Source organism: Streptomyces sp. NPDC002104 (assembly GCF_053593795.1).
On the sequence record NZ_JBSFDF010000009.1, the window covers coordinates 136,203 to 152,730 of the forward strand.

The 16,528-nt window shown below is 73.5% G+C and carries 14 protein-coding genes; 8 read left to right on the plus strand and 6 right to left on the minus strand.

The genetic code is table 11. The features are described from left to right. Positions 1-11: 11 nt before the first annotated feature. The 7 genes from ACWCP2_RS11195 (at position 12) to ACWCP2_RS11225 (ending at position 9,155) form a co-directional block, all read left to right on the plus strand. The gene (locus ACWCP2_RS11195; protein ID WP_450908318.1) at positions 12-743 is read left to right on the plus strand and encodes an ABC transporter ATP-binding protein; all 732 of its coding nucleotides are present in this window, start codon (positions 12-14) and stop codon (positions 741-743) included. Next, positions 740-3,589 carry an FtsX-like permease family protein gene (locus tag ACWCP2_RS11200; RefSeq protein WP_450908319.1) on the plus strand — a complete coding sequence of 950 codons (2,850 nt, stop codon included), beginning with the start codon at positions 740-742 and terminating at the stop codon, positions 3,587-3,589. The genes ACWCP2_RS11195 and ACWCP2_RS11200 overlap by 4 nt, the downstream gene beginning before the upstream one ends. A gap of 106 nt (positions 3,590-3,695) precedes the next feature. Further along, on the plus strand, positions 3,696-4,235 hold the full coding sequence (locus ACWCP2_RS11205; RefSeq protein ID WP_243330999.1) for a bacterial proteasome activator family protein: 540 nt from the start codon (positions 3,696-3,698) through the stop codon (positions 4,233-4,235). A 372-nt stretch (positions 4,236-4,607) separates the two neighbouring features. After that, complete coding sequence (locus ACWCP2_RS11210; RefSeq protein ID WP_450908320.1) at positions 4,608-5,540, plus strand: NTP transferase domain-containing protein; 933 nt, start codon at positions 4,608-4,610, stop codon at positions 5,538-5,540. Beyond that, the gene (locus tag ACWCP2_RS11215) at positions 5,537-6,883 is read left to right on the plus strand and encodes a molybdopterin molybdotransferase MoeA (protein ID WP_450908321.1); all 1,347 of its coding nucleotides are present in this window, start codon (positions 5,537-5,539) and stop codon (positions 6,881-6,883) included. Before ACWCP2_RS11210 ends, ACWCP2_RS11215 begins: the two co-directional genes overlap by 4 nt. After that, entirely contained in the window at positions 6,871-7,971 is a 1,101-nt protein-coding gene (locus tag ACWCP2_RS11220) for a potassium channel family protein (protein WP_450908322.1), read from the plus strand. The genes ACWCP2_RS11215 and ACWCP2_RS11220 overlap by 13 nt, the downstream gene beginning before the upstream one ends. A 206-nt stretch (positions 7,972-8,177) precedes the next feature. Further along, a complete protein-coding gene (locus tag ACWCP2_RS11225; protein WP_450908323.1) occupies positions 8,178-9,155 on the plus strand; it encodes an NAD(P)H-quinone oxidoreductase in 978 nt (325 codons plus the stop codon). A 180-nt stretch (positions 9,156-9,335) separates the two neighbouring features. Here ACWCP2_RS11225 and ACWCP2_RS11230 read toward each other — a convergent pair whose 3' ends face one another. From ACWCP2_RS11230 to pdhA, 3 genes are read right to left on the minus strand one after another with little or no spacing between them, the layout of a single operon-like run. Continuing rightward, complete coding sequence (locus ACWCP2_RS11230) at positions 9,336-10,697, minus strand: dihydrolipoamide acetyltransferase family protein (RefSeq protein ID WP_450908324.1); 1,362 nt, start codon at positions 10,695-10,697, stop codon at positions 9,336-9,338. Further along, on the minus strand, positions 10,697-11,710 hold the full coding sequence (locus ACWCP2_RS11235; protein WP_450908325.1) for an alpha-ketoacid dehydrogenase subunit beta: 1,014 nt from the start codon (positions 11,708-11,710) through the stop codon (positions 10,697-10,699). The genes ACWCP2_RS11230 and ACWCP2_RS11235 overlap by 1 nt, the downstream gene beginning before the upstream one ends. After that, complete coding sequence (gene pdhA, locus ACWCP2_RS11240; RefSeq protein WP_450908374.1) at positions 11,707-12,858, minus strand: pyruvate dehydrogenase (acetyl-transferring) E1 component subunit alpha; 1,152 nt, start codon at positions 12,856-12,858, stop codon at positions 11,707-11,709. The genes ACWCP2_RS11235 and pdhA overlap by 4 nt, the downstream gene beginning before the upstream one ends. 177 nt (positions 12,859-13,035) lie before the next feature. On the opposite strand from pdhA, the gene ACWCP2_RS11245 reads away from it, so the two are divergent. Continuing rightward, positions 13,036-13,653, plus strand: a complete 618-nt coding sequence (locus ACWCP2_RS11245) for an Lrp/AsnC family transcriptional regulator (protein WP_450908326.1) — start codon at positions 13,036-13,038, stop codon at positions 13,651-13,653. A 29-nt stretch (positions 13,654-13,682) separates the two neighbouring features. Here the strand turns inward: ACWCP2_RS11245 and ACWCP2_RS11250 are convergent, their stop codons facing one another. The 3 genes from ACWCP2_RS11250 to ACWCP2_RS11260 are packed head-to-tail and all read right to left on the minus strand — an operon-like array spanning position 13,683 to position 16,442. Then, positions 13,683-14,264: a barstar family protein gene (locus ACWCP2_RS11250; RefSeq protein ID WP_450908327.1), complete on the minus strand. Its 582-nt coding sequence runs from the start codon at positions 14,262-14,264 to the stop codon at positions 13,683-13,685. 40 nt (positions 14,265-14,304) lie between these two features. Continuing rightward, positions 14,305-14,892, minus strand: a complete 588-nt coding sequence (locus tag ACWCP2_RS11255) for a TetR/AcrR family transcriptional regulator (RefSeq protein ID WP_450908328.1) — start codon at positions 14,890-14,892, stop codon at positions 14,305-14,307. Continuing rightward, positions 14,889-16,442, minus strand: a complete 1,554-nt coding sequence (locus tag ACWCP2_RS11260; RefSeq protein ID WP_450908329.1) for a 3-hydroxyacyl-CoA dehydrogenase — start codon at positions 16,440-16,442, stop codon at positions 14,889-14,891. The genes ACWCP2_RS11255 and ACWCP2_RS11260 overlap by 4 nt, the downstream gene beginning before the upstream one ends. Positions 16,443-16,528: the final 86 nt, after the last annotated feature.

Here is a 16,528-nt window from a genome sequence, read left to right on the forward strand (position 1 = left end):
GGGAACCCTTCATGCCCGACCAGCCCGTATTGCAGCTGGACCAGCTCGTCCGCATCCACGGCAGCGGCGCCACCGAGGTGCACGCCCTGCGCGGAATCGACCTCTCCGTGTACCCCGGCGAACTCGTCGCCGTCATGGGCCCCTCCGGGTCCGGCAAGTCCACGCTGCTCACCCTCGCCGGCGGACTCGACACCCCGAGCGGCGGCCGGGTGATCGTCGAGGGCACCGACATCACCACCGCGAGCCGCAAGCAACTGGCCGCCCTGCGCCGCCGCAGCATCGGGTACGTCTTCCAGGACTACAACCTCATCCCGGCGCTCACCGCCGCCGAGAACGTCTCCCTGCCGCTCGAACTCGACGGCGTCTCCGCCCGCAAGGCCCGCGTCTCGGCGCTCGCGGCCCTGGAGGAGATGAACCTCGGGCAGCTCGCCGACCGCTTCCCCGACGAGATGTCAGGCGGCCAGCAGCAGCGCGTGGCCATCGCCCGCGCGCTGGTCGGAGACCGCCGCCTGGTCCTCGCCGACGAGCCGACCGGCGCCCTCGACTCCGAGACCGGTGAGTCCGTACTCGCCCTGCTGCGCTCGCGCTGCGACGCCGGCGCGGCCGGAATCCTGGTCACCCACGAGCCGCGCTTCGCCGCGTGGGCCGACCGCGTGGTGTTCCTGCGCGACGGCAGCGTCGTCGACGAGACCCTGCGCAGCCACGCCGACTCCCTGCTCTCCGGGCAGGCGGCCGCTCAGTGATCTCCACGTACCACTCCTGGATCGCGGCGATCCGCATAGCCCGCCGCGACGCCTGGCGCTCCAAGGGCCGCAGCGCCCTCGTCCTGGCCATGATCGCCCTGCCGATCGTCGGTGTGAGCGCCGTCGACCTCACCATCCGCAGCTCGGAGCTCTCCGCCGAGCAGCGCGTCGACCGGGTGCTCGGCGCCGCCGACGCCAAGGTGACCTCGCCGCACATGGACGCGGCCATCTACCAGAGCCCCGACGCGCAGAACTACGCCCCGGTCGGCGGCTACGACAAGTACAACCAGGGCCTGGGCGGCCGGGACGAGCCCGCCGCCGCGCCGGAGTTCCCGGCCGGAGCCCAGTCCGTCAAGGACAGCAAGTCCTACGCCAAGGTCCGCACCCGCTACGGGATCCTGGACACCGAGCTCCGCGAGGTGGACCCGGCGAGCCCACTGGTCAAGGGCCTGTGGACGCTGGAGCGCGGCCAACTGCCGCGGGCGCCCGGCGAGATCCTCGCCACCGGCGCCTTCCTGAAGGAGTCCGGGTACTTCCTCGGCTCCAGCGTGACCCCGCGCGACGCGACCACCTCGTACAAGATCGTCGGCGTCTACGAGATGCCCGACGACCTGCACAACGCGCAGCTCCTGGCCCCTCCGGGAACCCTGCTGGCCCCGCTCGACCGGGACCGCAAGGCCGCCGGCGACACGGCCGTGGAACCCCAGGTCGAGTACCTGGTGAAGGTCGGCGGCGAAGGTTTCACGTGGAACATGGTCAAGGAGGCCAACGCCAAGCAGCACCTCCTCGTCGAATCGCGCGTCGTCCTGCTCGACCCGCCGGCCGACTCCGAAGTGCCGCTCTACACACAGGAACCCAAGAACCTTTGGCAGCCCGGGGCCGTCCTCGGCGCCACCGAACTCGCCATCGTCTCCACCGTCGTGGGCCTCGCCATGCTGGAGATCTGCCTGCTGGCCGGCCCCGCCTTCGCGGTCGGCGCCCGGCGCTCGCGCCGCCAGCTCGGCCTGGTCGGCGCCAACGGCGGTGACCGGCGGCACATCCGGGCCATCGTGCTCTCCGGCGGCCTCGTCATCGGCGCCGCGGCGGCCGTCATCGGCACCGCCATCGGCATCGCCCTCACCCTGGGGCTCCAGCCGGTGCTGGAGGACACGATCGGCAAGCGGTTCGGCAGCTTCGACGTCCGCCCGCTGGAACTCCTCGGCATCGGCCTGCTCGCCGTCCTGACCGGGCTGCTGGCCGCCATCGTGCCGGCCGTCAACGCCTCCCGGCAGTCCGTGCTGGCCTCCCTCACCGGCCGTCGCGGCGTGCGCCGTGCCAACCGGGTGCTGCCCGTCCTCGGCCTGATCGCCATCGCGGGCGGGGCCGCCATCGCCCTGTTCGGCTCCGTCTCCAAGATGGGCGCCACCGTCGTCGCGGGCGGCAGCGCCCTCGCCGAACTCGGCGTCGTCGCCCTCACCCCCACCCTGGTCGGCCTGTTCGGCCGGGCCGGCCGATGGCTGCCGCTGTCGCCCCGCCTCGCGCTGCGCGACGCCGTCCGCAACCGGGGGCGTACGGCGCCCGCCGTGGCCGCCGTCCTGGCCGCCGTCGCCGGCACCGTCGCCGTGGCCACGTACCAGCACAGCCGGGAGATCGAGGCGCGGCACGACTACGTCGCCCAGCTCCCGTACGGCGCGGGCCTGATCGAGAGCAACGAGTTCACCGCGTTCCGGGACGTGCCCGCGATGCGCGAGACCCTGTCGAAGGAACTCCCGGTGGCCGTACGGGCCGACGTGAACCGGCTCGTCGTCGGCAAGCCGGGCTGCTCCCCGTACGGGGACGACGCGGAGTGCGGGCAGGCCGAGGTCGTCATCCCGAAGGAACAGCGCTGCCCCCTCTACGCGACCGAGAAGGGACCGGAATCCTTCTCGCTGGACGAGCGCAAGAAGCTGCGGGCCGACTGGCGGTGCCAGTACGACCGCTTCGGCGTCCAGTACTCCCTGGTCGTCGCCGACGAGAAGCTGATGTCCGTCCTGGCCGTCGACGACCCGGGCGCCGCGGCCGCCCTGAAGGCGGGCAAGGCCGTCTCCTTCAAGAAGCAGAACGTGCGCGACGGCAAGGTCACGGTCCGGCTCATCAAGGGCAGCGGCGAACGCGCACCCGGCGCCGCGCCCGATGAGCCGGCGCCGGGCAAGGACAAGGTCTTCGCCGCCTACCAGGTGCCCGAGTCGGTGAAGGGCTACGGGCTGCACCTGGTGCTGCCGCCGGCGGCGGCGAAGAGCGCCGGCATCGCCACCGTCCCCTTCGGCTCGTACTTCACCCTCGACGGGGGCGCGAGCTCCGAGCAGCGCCAGCGCCTCGACGGGGCCCTGGACAAGCTGGGCCTGGACACGAACGTACGGATCGAGAAGGGCTACGAGGGCAACGACAGCCTGGTCATGCTCGTCCTGACCGTCTTCGCCGGCCTGGTCACCATCGGCGCGGCCGGCATCGCGACCGGCCTGGCCCAGGCGGACGCCGAGGGCGACCTGAAGACCCTGGCCGCGGTCGGCGCACCGCCGCGGGTGCGGCGCACGCTCAGCGGCTTCCAGTGCGGGGTGGTCGCCTTCATGGGCGTGGTCCTCGGCTCGGCGGCCGGCATCCTGCCCGCTGTCGGGCTCCGGCTCACCGAACGGCGGGCCGCGGCCGACATGGTCCGCGCCGGCATCGAGAACGGCTACGAGGCGGCCGGCGAAGCCCTCCCGTACATCCCGATCGCGGTGCCGTGGACCACGCTGGCCGGCCTGCTGATCGTCGTTCCGGTGGGCGCGGCGCTGCTGGCGGCCCTGGTGACCCGTTCGAGCGGAGCACTGGCCCGCCGCGAGGCCTGAGGCATCCGGAGCCCATCCGGTGCCATCTGGTGCCCCCGCGCAGGGTGGATCACGCCCGTGCGGGGGCACACCGTGTGAATACGAAGGTGTGCGAGACAATGACGGCATGGAGATGCCGAGGAGTGAACGGTCGCAGGACAGCCCCCCGCACGGCCTGATCGTGGGGCAGGACGGGATGCCGGTCGGCGGCGCCGATGACGAGTCGCGCGAGGTCCCGGTGACGGAGATGGTCGAACAGCCCGCCAAGGTCATGCGGATCGGCAGCATGATCAAGCAACTCCTGGAAGAGGTACGCGCCGCACCTCTGGACGAGGCCAGCCGGGTCCGTCTCAAGGACATTCACGCGGCGTCCGTGAAGGAGCTGGAAGACGGCCTGGCTCCCGAGCTGGTGGAGGAACTGGAGCGGCTCTCCCTTCCCTTCACGGAGGAGGCCATCCCCTCCGAGGCGGAACTGCGGATCGCCCAGGCCCAGTTGGTGGGCTGGCTGGAGGGCCTGTTCCACGGCATCCAGACGGCCCTGTTCGCGCAGCAGATGGCGGCGCGGGCCCAGCTGGAGCAGATGCGGCGCGCCCTCCCGCCGGGCTCCTCGCACGAGGACGACGAGGACGGCCCCCACGGCGCGATCCGCTCGGGCCCGTACCTCTAACCCACCCCGCCCCACCCCACCGGGGCCGCCATCCGGCGGCCCCGCAGCCATACCCACCCGCGCCCGTCCAACTACCAGGCACTCGAGAACCGAGGTCCGGGGCGCAGCCCCAGGGGGTCCGGGGCGCAGCCCCGAGGGGGGCCGGGGCGCAGCCCCGCGGGGGTCCGGGGCGGGCCCCGGGGCTCTTTGCTTCTCAGCCCGTCCGGCGTTTGAGGACCGGGGTCCGGGCAGCGCCCGGGGAACGGTGGAAGGGCGGGTAGGGGACTTTGCCCCGCAGGGCCCACCCACCCGCAGCCACACCGCGGACAACCGGGTTAAGAACCGGATAAGCGCCCCCGCCCATCCAGCCCCTGACCCCCTCATACTCGGGGAATGATCTATGACGCCATCGTCCTGGCAGGCGGCGCCGCACGGCGACTGGGCGGAGCCGACAAGCCCGGCCTCCTCGTCGGCGGCCGCCCCCTCCTCGACCGCGTCCTCGACGCCTGCGCCGACGCCGCCACCACCGTCGTCGTAGCCGGCCGCAGGCCCACCGCCCGGCCCGTGACCTGGGCCCGCGAGGATCCCCCCGGCGGCGGCCCCCTCGCCGCGCTGGACGCCGGGCTGCGGCACACCACCGCCCCGCTGGTCCTCGTACTCTCCGCCGATCTGCCGTTCCTGGACCGGGACACCGTCGGCTCCCTCCTGCGGGCCCTCGTCGCGCCCGGGCGGCCCGCCCGGGACGGAGCCCTGCTCCGGGACCCCGGCGGCCGCGACCAGCCCCTGGTCGCCGCGTACCGCGCCGAGCCCCTGCGCAGGGAAATCGCCCTGCTGGCCACCGAACACGGCTCGGTGAACGGCCTCCCGCTGCGCGCCCTCACCGCCGAACTCGACCTCGCCCCGGTCACCGCGGCTGCGCCACTCGCCTCCTTCGACTGCGACACCTGGGACGATCTCGCCACCGCCCGCGCCCGAATCAGAGAGCATGGAACCGTGCTGGAGCAATGGATCACCGCCGTCAAGAACGAGCTGGGCATCGACGTCGCCGTCGACACCAAGACCCTGCTCGACCTCGCCCGTGACGCCGCGCACGGCGTCGCCCGGCCCGCCGCCCCGCTGACGACCTTCCTCGTCGGCTACGCGGCGGCCCACGCCGAAGCCACCGGCGCCGACCCCGCGCAGGCCGTCGCCGAGGCCTCCCGCAAGGCCGCCGCACTGGCCCTGCGCTGGGCCGCCGAGGGCGAGGGGGCCGAGGCCCCGGGGGCGACCGGCGCCGAAGCCACGGGCCCCGAAGCCACCGGCCCCGAAGCGACCGGCTCCGGATGACCGCCAACCCCGCCGCCGACGCCGACCGCGACCTCGACCAGGCCCTCGCACTGGTCAGCCGCGCACCGCGGGCCGACGCCGCCGGAACCACCTCGGGCGGTGGCGGTGGCGGCGGCGGTGGCCACCGCGCCGCGACCTGGCTCCGGGCCCGGGAGACCGCCACCCGCGCCGGCTCGGCCGTCCGCGGCCGGACCCACCGGGTCCCCCTGGCGGCCGCCCTCGGCGAGGTACTGGCCGCCCCCCTCGACGCCCTGGGCGACCTGCCGTCCTTCGACACCTCCGCGATGGACGGCTGGGCCGTGGCCGGGCCCGGCCCCTGGACCGTCCGCCCCGGCGAGAGCGCGCTGGCCGGCAGCGAGCGCCCCGCGCCCCTCGCGGACGGCGAGGCCGTACGGATCGCCACCGGCGCCCGGATCCCTGCGGACACCACCGCCGTGATCCGCAGCGAGCACTCCCGCGAGGCCGGCACCCTGCTGTACGCCGAGCGGCCCGTCGCCACCGGGCAGGACATCCGGCCGCGCGGCCAGGAGTGCCGCTCCGGGGACCTGCTGCTGCCCGCCGGATCCCTGGTGACCCCGGCCGTCCTCGGCCTCGCCGCGGCCGCCGGGTACGACGAGCTCACCACCCGGCCCCGGCCACGCGTGGAGATCCTGGTCCTCGGCGACGAGCTGCTCACCGAAGGCCTCCCGCACGACGGCCTCATCCGCGACGCCCTGAGCCCCATGCTGGGGCCCTGGCTGACCCGGCTCGGCGCCGAGGTCGTCTCCGTCCGGCGGCTCGGCGACGACCCGGCGGGCGCCGCAGCACTGCTGGCGGCCGTCACCGGCTCCGCCGCCGACGTGGTCATCACCACCGGCGGCACCGCCTCCGGCCCCGTCGACCACGTCCACCCCGTGCTCGCCAAGGCCGGCGCCGAACTGCTCGTCGACGGGGTGGCCGTACGCCCCGGGCACCCGATGCTGCTGGCCCGCACCGGCGGCGCCGCTGCCGGCCAGGACCCGGTCCGCCACCTGGTGGGGCTGCCCGGCAACCCGCTGGCCGCCGTCTCGGGGCTGCTCACCCTCGCCGATCCGCTGCTGCGCGCCCTCGCCGGGCGGCGCCCGCGCCCCCGGTACGCGGTGCCCGTGGAGGGCGACGTACCGGGTCACCCGCACGACACCCGGCTCGTACCGGTCCTGCTGACCGAGGACATCGCCGTACCGCTGCGCTACAACGGGCCGGCGATGCTGCGCGGGGTGGCCGCCGCGGACGCGCTGGCCGTCGTACCCCCGAACGGGGCCCGTTCCGGGCAGGAGTTGGAGATCCTCGATCTCCCGTGGGCCTCTGGGGGATGTTTCACGTGAAACTTCACGGATCCGACGCGATGGCACGCGGCGCGGACGAGAAACTCGTCTCGCGCCGCATCAAACTACCCAAGCGCGTCATCGAGAAGCCGCTCCGCCAGGTCACGCGCCGTCTGCTGATGGCGCTGTTCGTCATGGCGCTGACGGTCCTGATCGTGTGGATCGACCGCGAGGGCTACCACGACAACGCCAACAACAAGGTCGACTTCCTCGACTGCGTCTACTACGCGACCGTCACCCTGTCGACGACCGGCTACGGCGACATCGTCCCGTACAGCGACAGTGCGCGGCTGGTCAACGTCCTGCTGATCACCCCGCTGCGCGTGCTGTTCCTGATCATCCTGGTCGGCACCACCCTGGAGGTGCTCACCGAACGCACCCGGGAAGAGTGGCGGCTCAGCCGCTGGAGGAAGAACTTGCGAGACCACACGGTCGTCGTCGGCTTCGGCACGAAGGGCCGCTCCGCCCTGCAGACCCTGCTGTCGACCGGCCTCAGCAAGGAGCAGGTCGTCATCGTCGACCCCAGCGCCAAGGTGATCGACATCGCCAACGCGGAGGGGTTCACCGGGGTCGTCGGCGATGCCACGCGCTCCGACGTCCTGCTGCGGGCCGAGATCCAGAAGGCCCGTCAGATCGTCATCGCCACCCAGCGCGACGACACGGCGGTCCTGGTCACCCTGACGGCCCGCCAGCTCAACCGGGGCGCGAAGATCGTGGCGGCCGTCCGGGAAGAGGAGAACGCCCCGCTGCTGAAGCAGTCGGGCGCGGACGCGGTCATCACCAGCGCGAGCGCGGCGGGCCGGCTGCTCGGGCTCTCGGTGCTCAGCCCCAGCGCGGGCACGGTGATGGAGGACCTCATCCAGCAGGGCAGCGGCCTCGATCTGATCGAGCGTCCGGTCAACCGCGGGGAGGTCGGCAAATCCGTCCGGGACACCGACGACCTGGTCGTCAGCGTCCTGCGCGGCCACCGCCTGCTCCCGTACGACGATCCGCACGCGAGCCCGCTCCAGCTGACGGACCGGGTGATCACCATCGTCCGCGCGTCCCCGTCGGCCACGCCCCCGGTGGTCCTGGGCTCGGCCGACTAGGTCGTCTCTTTCGGTGCCCCCTAGGCCGTCTCTTTCGGATCTTGCCGGGCCCGCGACGCCTGGCACCACGCCTGGCCGCACTGCCGAGGCGACCACGTACGCCCAGTACGCGAACGCCCCGACAGCACGCCCAGGAACGGCACCAGACGCCGCGGGCTTACGCCGACAAGATCCGAAAGAGACGGCCTAGGCGATAGCCTCCGGCCATGCATGCGATCACGATCGAACAGCCCGGCGGCCCCGAGGCCCTGGTGTGGGCCGAGGCACCCGACCCGGTGGCCGGCGACGGCGAGGTCCTCGTCGAGGTCGCGGCGAGCGCCGTGAACCGCGCCGACGTCCTGCAGCGGCAGGGTTTCTACAACCCGCCGCCCGGCGCCTCGCCCCATCCCGGCCTGGAGTGCTCCGGGCGGATCTCCGCGATCGGGGCCGGGGTCTCCGGCTGGTCGGTCGGCGACGAGGTGTGCGCGCTGCTCTCCGGCGGCGGCTACGCGCAACGGGTGGCCGTCCCGGCGGGCCAGCTGCTGCCGGTCCCGGCGGGCGTGGACCTGGTGACCGCGGCGGCCCTCCCGGAGGTCGTCGCGACGGTCTGGTCGAACGTGTTCATGGTGGCCGGCCTGCGCCCGGGCGAGACCCTGCTGGTGCACGGCGGATCGAGCGGCATCGGGACGATGGCGATCCAGCTCGCGAAGGCCGTGGGCGCGCGGGTCGCGGTCACGGCGGGCGGCAAGGAGAAGCTGGCGCGCTGCGCCGAGCTCGGCGCCGACATCCTGATCGACTACCGCGAGCAGGACTTCGTGGAGGAGGTCCGTGCGGCCACGGGCGGCGCCGGGGCGGACGTGATCCTGGACATCATGGGCGCGAAGTACCTGACCCGGAACGTGGATGCGCTGGCCGTGAACGGCCGCCTCGCGATCATCGGGCTCCAGGGCGGGGTCAAGGCGGAGCTCAACCTGTCCGCCCTACTGGCGAAGCGCGCGGCCATCACCGCCACCACGCTGCGCGCACGCCCCCTGGAGGAGAAGGCGGCGATCGTCGCGGCCGTACGCGAACACGTGTGGCCCCTGGTCGCCTCGGGCCGCATCCACCCGGTGGTGCACGGCACGTTCCCGATGCACGAGGCCGCCCAGGCCCACCGAGTCCTGGAATCCAGCACCCACGTGGGCAAACTCCTCCTGACCACCTGAGCCGGTGCCCCGGGGCACCGCTGCGCGGGAGAATTTGCCGCGCGCGGCGCCGTTCCCGGGGCGCAGCCCCGGGGGGTCCGGGGCGCAGCCCCGGGGAACGGGCGAAGGGTGGGTAGGGGACTCCGCCCCGCAGGGCCACCCACCCACCCACCCACCCGCACCCGCCCGCCCACCCGGGAGCTACAGGCTGCGCAGCAGCACCGAGGGCGACTCGACGCAGTCGGCGACGTAGCGCAGGAAACCGCCCGCGGTCCCCCCATCGCACACCCGGTGATCGAACGTCAGAGACAACTGCACGACCTGCCGAACCGCCAGCTCCCCCCGATGCACCCAGGGCTTCGCGATGATCCGCCCCACCCCGAGCATCGCCGCCTCCGGATGGTTGATGATCGGCGTGGAGCCGTCGACCCCGAACACCCCGTAGTTGTTCAGGGTGAAGGTGCCGCCGGTCAGATCGGCCGGGGCCAGCTTCCCCGCCCGGGCCAGCTCGGTGAGCCGGGCGAACTCCGCGGACAGCGACTCCGCGCTGCGCGCCTGCGCGTCCCGGACCACCGGAACCATCAGCCCCCGCTCCGTCTGCGCGGCGAAGCCCAGGTGGACGGCCGGCAGCCGGACGATCTCGTTCGCCGCGAGGTCCACCGTGGAGTTGAGCTCCGGGTGGCGGGCCAGCGCGGCCGTGCAGATCCGGGCGAGCAGCGCGAGCACCGAGATCTTGGGACCGCCCGCGGCGTTCATCGCGGCCCGGGCCGCCATCAGTTCGGTGGCGTCCGCGTCCACCCAGCAGGTGGCGTCCGGAATCTCGCGCCGGCTGCGCGACAGCTTCTCCGCGACCGCCCCGCGCACTCCCTTGAGGGGAATCCGCGTGGCACCCTCCGGCGTGGCCGCGACGGCGGATGCAACGGCCGGGGCCACTGCTTCCGGTGCGCGCAGGGCCGTCTCGACGTCCGCGCGCAGGATCAGGCCCTCGGGCCCCGATCCGCGCAGGGCCCGCAGGTCCACCCCGTGGTCCCGGGCGAGCTTGCGCACCAGCGGCGAGATGACCGGCACCGGCCCGGCGACGACGGCCGGTGCGGCGGCCGCCGGTGCCCGGACGGCAGATGCCGTGGCGGCAGGTGCCGTGACCGCCGCAGGGGCGGCCCCCGGCGCGGCGGAGCCGGGTCGCACCCGCCTCCGACGCGCCGGACGTGAATCGTCCGAGCCGTAACCGATCAACGGCCGGGGTGCGTTCGCGGAGCCCTGGGCCCCCTCGGAGGCGACGGCGCCGGCGCCGGCAACGGCGTCGGCCGGCGCGCACTTCGCGCCCACCGCCACCGTGATCAGCGGAGCGCCGACGGGAAGTTCCGTCCCCTCCTCGCCGAAGCGGGCGGTGACCACGCCCCCGTACGGGCAGGGGACCTCCACCATCGCCTTGGCCGTCTCGACCTCGACGACGGGCTGGTCGATGGCGACGACGTCGCCGACCGCCACCAGCCAGCGGACGATCTCCGCCTCGGTCAGCCCCTCGCCCAGGTCCGGCAGCTTGAACTCCATGACCTGCGGCATCAGTTCTCCCACTGCAGACGGGCCACGGTGTCCAGGATCCGGTCCACGCCGGGCAGGTGGTGCTTCTCCAGCATCGGCGGCGGATACGGGATGTCGAAGCCGGTGACGCGCAGCACGGGCGCCTCCAGGTGGTGGAAGCACCGCTCCGTGATCCGGGCGGCTATCTCCGCGCCCGGTCCGCCGAAGCCGCCGGACTCGTGGACCACCACCGCGCGCCCGGTCCGGCGTACGGAGGCCACGACGGTCTCCTCGTCGAAGGGGACCAGCGAGCGCAGGTCCACGACCTCCAGGTCCCAGCCCTCCTCGCGGGCCGCCTCGGCCGCCTCCAGGCACACCGGCAGGGAGGGCCCGTAGGTGATCAGGGTCGCGCTCGTGCCGGTACGCCGGACGAGTGCCTCGCCGATGCCGGGGACCGCCGCGGGCGTCTCGGGCGACCAGTCGGCCTTGGACCAGTACAGCCGCTTGGGCTCCAGGAAGATCACCGGGTCGTCGCTGGCTATGGAGGCGCGCAGCAGTCCGTAGGCGTCCTCGACCGTCGCCGGGGTGACCACGGTGAGGCCGGGCGTGGCCACGTAGTACGCCTCGGAGGAGTCGCAGTGGTGCTCCACGCCGCCGATCCCGCCGCCGTACGGCACCCGGATGGTGATCGGGAGCGGCATCGCGCCGCGGGTGCGGTTGCGCATCTTCGCCACGTGCGAGATGAGCTGCTCGAAGGCGGGGTACGCGAAGGCGTCGAACTGCATCTCCACGACCGGCCGCAGCCCGTACATGGCCATGCCGACGGCCGCGCCGAGTATCCCGGCCTCGGCGAGCGGGGTGTCCGTGCAGCGGTCCTCGCCGAACTCCTTCGCGAGGCCGTCGGTGATGCGGAAGACCCCGCCGAGCGCCCCGACGTCCTCGCCCATGACGTGGACCGTCGGGTCCTCGGCCATCGCGTCGCGCATCGCGCGGTTCAGGGCCTGCGCCATGGTCGCCGGCTTCACGGCCGCCGGCTTCACCGCCACCGTGGTCATGATCCGTCCCCCTCTTCCTGCTCGGCCGCGTCCAGCTCGGCACGGAGCATGGCCGCCTGTTCGCGCAGCCGGCCGGTCTGCTGCGCGTAGACGTTTTCGAAGAGGTCCATCGGGTCGAGGACGGGCTCGGCGTTCATCCCGTCGCGGAGCGCCGCGGCCATCGCCTCGGCGGCGTCCTTGGCGGCCTGGATGCCCGCCCCGTCCAGCAGTCCGCGTCCGGTCAGCTCGCGCTCCAGCAGCTCGATGGGGTCGTGCGCCTTCCAGGCCTCGACCTCGGCGTCGCCCCGGTAGCGGGTGGCGTCGTCGGCGTTGGTGTGGGCCTCTATGCGGTACGTGACGGCCTCGATCATGGTCGGTCCGCCGCCGGACCGGGCCCGCCGCACGGCCTCGGAGAGCACCTCGTGCATGGCGGCGATGTCGTTCCCGTCGACGAGACGGCCGGGCATCCCGTACCCCACGGCCTTGTGGGCCAGGGTCGGGGCGGCGGTCTGCTTGGCGAGGGGGACGGAGATCGCGAAGCCGTTGTTCTGGACGAGGAAGACCACCGGCGCCTGCCAGACGGCGGCGAAGTTCATGGCCTCGTGGAAGTCTCCCTCGCTGGTGCCGCCGTCGCCGACCATGGCGAGGGCGACCACGTCGTCCCCGCGCAGCCGGGCGGCGTGCGCCAGGCCGACGGCGTGCGGGAGCTGGGTGGCCAGCGGGGTCGAGAGGGGCGCTATCCGGTGCTCGCGCGGATCGTACCCGGTGTGCCAGTCCCCGCGCAGCAGGGTCAGGGCCTGTACGGGATCCAGTCCGCGCGCCACGGCCGCGAGGGTGTCGCGGTAGCTCGGGAAGAGCCAGTCCCGCTCCTCCAGGACCATGGCTGCGGCGATCTCGCACGCCTCCTGCCCGACGGTGGAGGGGTATACGGCCAGACGGCCCTGCCGGGTGAGGGCGGTGGCCTGGGCGTTGTAGCGGCGGCCGCGCACCAGCTCGGCGTAGCACCGGCGCATCAGCTCGGGGTCGAGCCGGTCGGCGGCCGGGGTGCCCAGCACCCGGTACGGCTCGGGGTCCGGGAGCAGCGGGGCGGCATCCGTACGGGGCCTCCAGGCGGGCGGCGGGGTGGAGCGGTGGGACGCACCGGCACCGGGCAGCTCTTGGACCGTCATGGCGGCGTACACCTCCTCGTGGGAAGCGGGCAGGGAGGCCTCGGGTGTGAGGCCCCTCACCTACCGATTGTTCGGTTGCCCGGGCAATTTGGCTACAGGCGGCGCCAGGCTGTGGACAAAGTGGCGCCGACGCCCTGGTATGGGTGCAGGACGTCCAGGAGAGGCAGGCATCGGGCGATGACGGATGAACAAATGGCCGGAGCGGGTTCCGGGGCGGCCCCGGGGGCGGCCACCCCGGCGGGGGGCGCACCCGGGGGCGCGCCCGTACCGCCGGTATCCCCCGGGACGCCGGTATCCCCCGGACCGCCCGCGGCGCCGCCCCGCCCCCTCGACCCGATCGACCGGTCGATCGTCCGGCTGCTCCAGGCGGACGGCCGCGCCTCCATACGCTCCGTCGCCGAGCAGGTCCACGTCTCCCGGGCCAATGCCTACGCCCGGATCAACCGGCTCATCGACGACGGGGTGATCCGCGGCTTCACCGCCCGCGTCAATCACGAACGCGCGGGCCAGGGCGCCTCCGCCTACATCACCCTGAAGATCGTCCAGAACTCCTGGCGCACGGTCCGCGAACAGCTCCGCGAACTCCCCGGCGCGGCCCACATCGCCCTGGTCAGCGGCGATTTCGACGTCCTGCTCCTGGTCCACACCCCGGACAACCGCACCCTGCGCGAACTGGTCCTGACCCGCCTCCAGTCCATCCCGGAGGTCCTCTCCACCCGCACCCTGCTGGTCTTCGAGGAAACGGACCTCCTGGCCCGCGACCAGCCCGCCGGCCCGACGATCACGGAGGACTGAAGCGGGACTGGGCACCCGCCCCAGGAGCTCTAGGCGGCCCCGGCCGGCGGCCAGACCGCGTCCCCGCCCCAGGTGTCGTCGGCGTTCAGCGTCAGGAGCAGCCTCCCGCCTACCACCGCCCCGGACACATCGGCGTGCCCGGCCGCCCGCTCCGCGAACGCGGCGGCCGGTGCGTGGTCGAGGAGGAGGACGAAGTGCAGCCCGAAGGGCGTCCAGCCCTCGTGCGGGTCGCCATCGGCGTCGACCATGAAGTTGGCCCGCCACGCCCCCGCGCACAGGGCCCAGACGAGCACCGCCAGGAAGTCGGCACGCAGCAGCGGATCGGCGCCGTCGATGACGACGGCGACGTCCTGGTCGCCGTCACCCTGTCCGAACCAGTCGCCCAGGCAGTCCACGAGGGCGTCCCAGTTGTAGCCGAAGTATCCGCCGCCCAGGTCCCGCGCGAAGGTCCGGAACAGGCGGGCTTCCGTGTCCAGCTCCGCCCCGGCCACCCGGAACACCAGCCCGCCCCGCGCCCGCAGTTCGGCCTCGGCCGCCCACGGGTCCTCACGGGAGGTGAAGGTGACCCAGGGGGACCGCCGCTCGGTCAGGGTGGGGAGGAAGTCGCTCAAGCGGCATGCTCGCACCCGCCCCGGCCCGCGCGCACGGAATTCAGCGCTGCGTGCGCAGGCCGTCCAGAGCCATGGTGACCACCGCGTCCGCGAGCTGGTCGGGGGTGGTGCCGGGGTGCGGGCGGTACCACTCGACCAGGGAGTTGACCATGCCGAAGAGGAGGCGGGTGGCCAGGCGGATGTCCACGTCCGCCCGCAGGTCGCCCTCGGCCGCCGCGGCCTTCAGGAGCTCCGCGACCTGGTGGTCGAACTCGCGGCGGCGCTCCAGGGCCCAGCGCTCGGTGCGGGTGTTGCCCCGGACCCGCAGCAGCAGGGTCACGTAGGGCAGCTCCGCGACCAGGACCTCGACCGTGCGGCGCGTGACGTACTCGACGCGTTCGACCGCGCGGCCCCGTATCGCCCCCGGCTCCGCCAGGACGGCGAAGAGCTCGTCCAGGGCCCGGCTGACGGCGCGGTGGAGCAGTTCCTCCTTGCCGGCGACGTGGTGGTAGATCGAGGACTTCGAGATGCCGGCCGCCTTGGAGAGGTGCTCCATCGAGGTGCCGTCGTAGCCGCGCTCGTTGAAGACCTGGACGGCGACGGACAGGAGCGTCTCGGGCGTGTACGTGTCCCGCTTGGCCGTGGTCATTGCGACTCCCCCTCGTCCTCGGCGTCCCCGCCGTCCTCGGCGTCCCCGCCGTCCTCGTCGTCCGCCGCGTAGCCCAGCTTGTACAGGGCCAGCGACGGCGCGTACCGGCCGCCGGGACACCGCTCGTCGAGGTGGTGCAGCAGGTCGTACGCCCAGTCGCGGCCGAGCCGCTCGTGCCATGCGGACGGGCCCACCGGGTAGTTGACCCCGAGCCGCATCGCCGTGTCGATGTCCTCGGCCCCCGCCACCCCGCGCGCGACGGCGTCGGCCGTGAGGTCGATCAGCATCGCGACCGTCCGGGCGACGATCATGCCCGGGACGTCGCCGATGACGGAGACGTTCTTGCCGAGCTTCTGGAACAGCCCGACGGCCTCCGAGAGCGTCCGCTCGCTGGTGTCCTCGCTGACGGAGAGCGCGATCCGGGTGGCGTCGCGGTAGTCGAAGGCGAGGTCGAAGTAGACGACGTCGGCGAACTCGATCGCCGTCTTGCCGTCGGCGAGCACGAGCTGTCCCTCGCCGGGCAGCTGGATGTACGGCCCCCCGTGCTCCACGGCCGTGACCGCGATCCCCGACTCCTCGAAGAGGTCGAGGAGCCCGGCCGCCGGTCCGAGGTCACCGACGACGGTCACCTTCGCGGGCGCCTCCTCGGGGCTGGCCGTGTGCGGGGCCGGGACCTGCGCGTCCGGGCCGTACGGGTACCAGCCGTGGCCCGACTTGCGGCCGAGGCGGCCCGACTGGACCAGCCGGCGCTGCGCGAGGGACGGGGTGAACTTGGGGCTGCGGAAGAAGGACTCCCACACGGAGCGGGTGACGGCCTCGTTGACGTCCTGGCCGATCAGGTCGGTCAGCGCGAAGGGGCCCATCTTGAAGCCGCCGCTCTCGCGGAGCACGGCGTCGATGGTGGCCGGGTCGGCGCCCTGCTCCTCGTACACCGCGAAGGCCTCGGCGTAGAAGGGGCGGGCGATCCGGTTGACGATGAACCCCGGGGTGTCGGCGCAGCGCACCGGCGTCTTGCCCCAGTCCCGGACGGTGGCGTACGCGCGGTCCGCGGCGGCCGGGTCGGTGGCGAACCCGGAGACCACCTCGACCAGCGGGAGCAGCGGGGCCGGGTTGAAGAAGTGCAGGCCCAGGAAACGGCCCGGGTGGGCGAGTCCGGCGGCGAGCTCGGTGACGGAGAGGGACGAGGTGTTGGTGGCCAGCAGTGCGTCCGGCGAAACCACCTCTTCGAGCGCCGCGAACAGCGCCCGCTTGACGGTGACGTCCTCGACGACCGCCTCCACGACGAGGGCGGCCCCGGCCAGCTCGGAGAGACCGGCCGCGGCGCCGATCCGGCCGATCGCGGCCTCGGCCCCGGCCCGGTCCAGCCGGCCCTTCGCGGCCATCCGCTCGACCCGGTCCTGGACGAACCCGACCGCGTCGGAGGCGAGCGCGGCGTTGATGTCGTAGATCAGCACGCGGTGACCTGCAAGGAGGGCGACCTGGGCGATGCCCTGCCCCATGGTGCCGGCGCCGACGACCGCCACTGTGCGGGACCGCTCGATTGCTGTCATGCCCAGATCCTCCCGCACCGACTTGTCCACAGGTCTGCCGGGCCCTCTTGTCCCGACCGATCGTTCGGTTACTCTAACTCCAGTCT

Excerpts from the sequence above, each read along its gene's own strand:
- ACWCP2_RS11245 (WP_450908326.1), top strand. The coding sequence starts at position 13,036 with ATGACGGATGAACAAATGGCCGGAGCGGGTTCCGGGGCGGCCCCGGGG.
- ACWCP2_RS11255 (WP_450908328.1), bottom strand. The coding sequence starts at position 14,892 with ATGACCACGGCCAAGCGGGACACGTACACGCCCGAGACGCTCCTGTCC.
- pdhA (WP_450908374.1), bottom strand. The coding sequence starts at position 12,858 with ATGACGGTCCAAGAGCTGCCCGGTGCCGGTGCGTCCCACCGCTCCACC.
- ACWCP2_RS11235 (WP_450908325.1), bottom strand. The coding sequence starts at position 11,710 with ATGACCACGGTGGCGGTGAAGCCGGCGGCCGTGAAGCCGGCGACCATG.
- ACWCP2_RS11215 (WP_450908321.1), top strand. The coding sequence starts at position 5,537 with ATGACCGCCAACCCCGCCGCCGACGCCGACCGCGACCTCGACCAGGCC.
- ACWCP2_RS11230 (WP_450908324.1), bottom strand. The coding sequence starts at position 10,697 with ATGCCGCAGGTCATGGAGTTCAAGCTGCCGGACCTGGGCGAGGGGCTG.
- ACWCP2_RS11220 (WP_450908322.1), top strand. The coding sequence starts at position 6,871 with ATGTTTCACGTGAAACTTCACGGATCCGACGCGATGGCACGCGGCGCG.
- ACWCP2_RS11195 (WP_450908318.1), top strand. The coding sequence starts at position 12 with ATGCCCGACCAGCCCGTATTGCAGCTGGACCAGCTCGTCCGCATCCAC.
- ACWCP2_RS11205 (WP_243330999.1), top strand. The coding sequence starts at position 3,696 with ATGGAGATGCCGAGGAGTGAACGGTCGCAGGACAGCCCCCCGCACGGC.
- ACWCP2_RS11210 (WP_450908320.1), top strand. The coding sequence starts at position 4,608 with ATGATCTATGACGCCATCGTCCTGGCAGGCGGCGCCGCACGGCGACTG.
- ACWCP2_RS11225 (WP_450908323.1), top strand. The coding sequence starts at position 8,178 with ATGCATGCGATCACGATCGAACAGCCCGGCGGCCCCGAGGCCCTGGTG.
- ACWCP2_RS11260 (WP_450908329.1), bottom strand. The coding sequence starts at position 16,442 with ATGACAGCAATCGAGCGGTCCCGCACAGTGGCGGTCGTCGGCGCCGGC.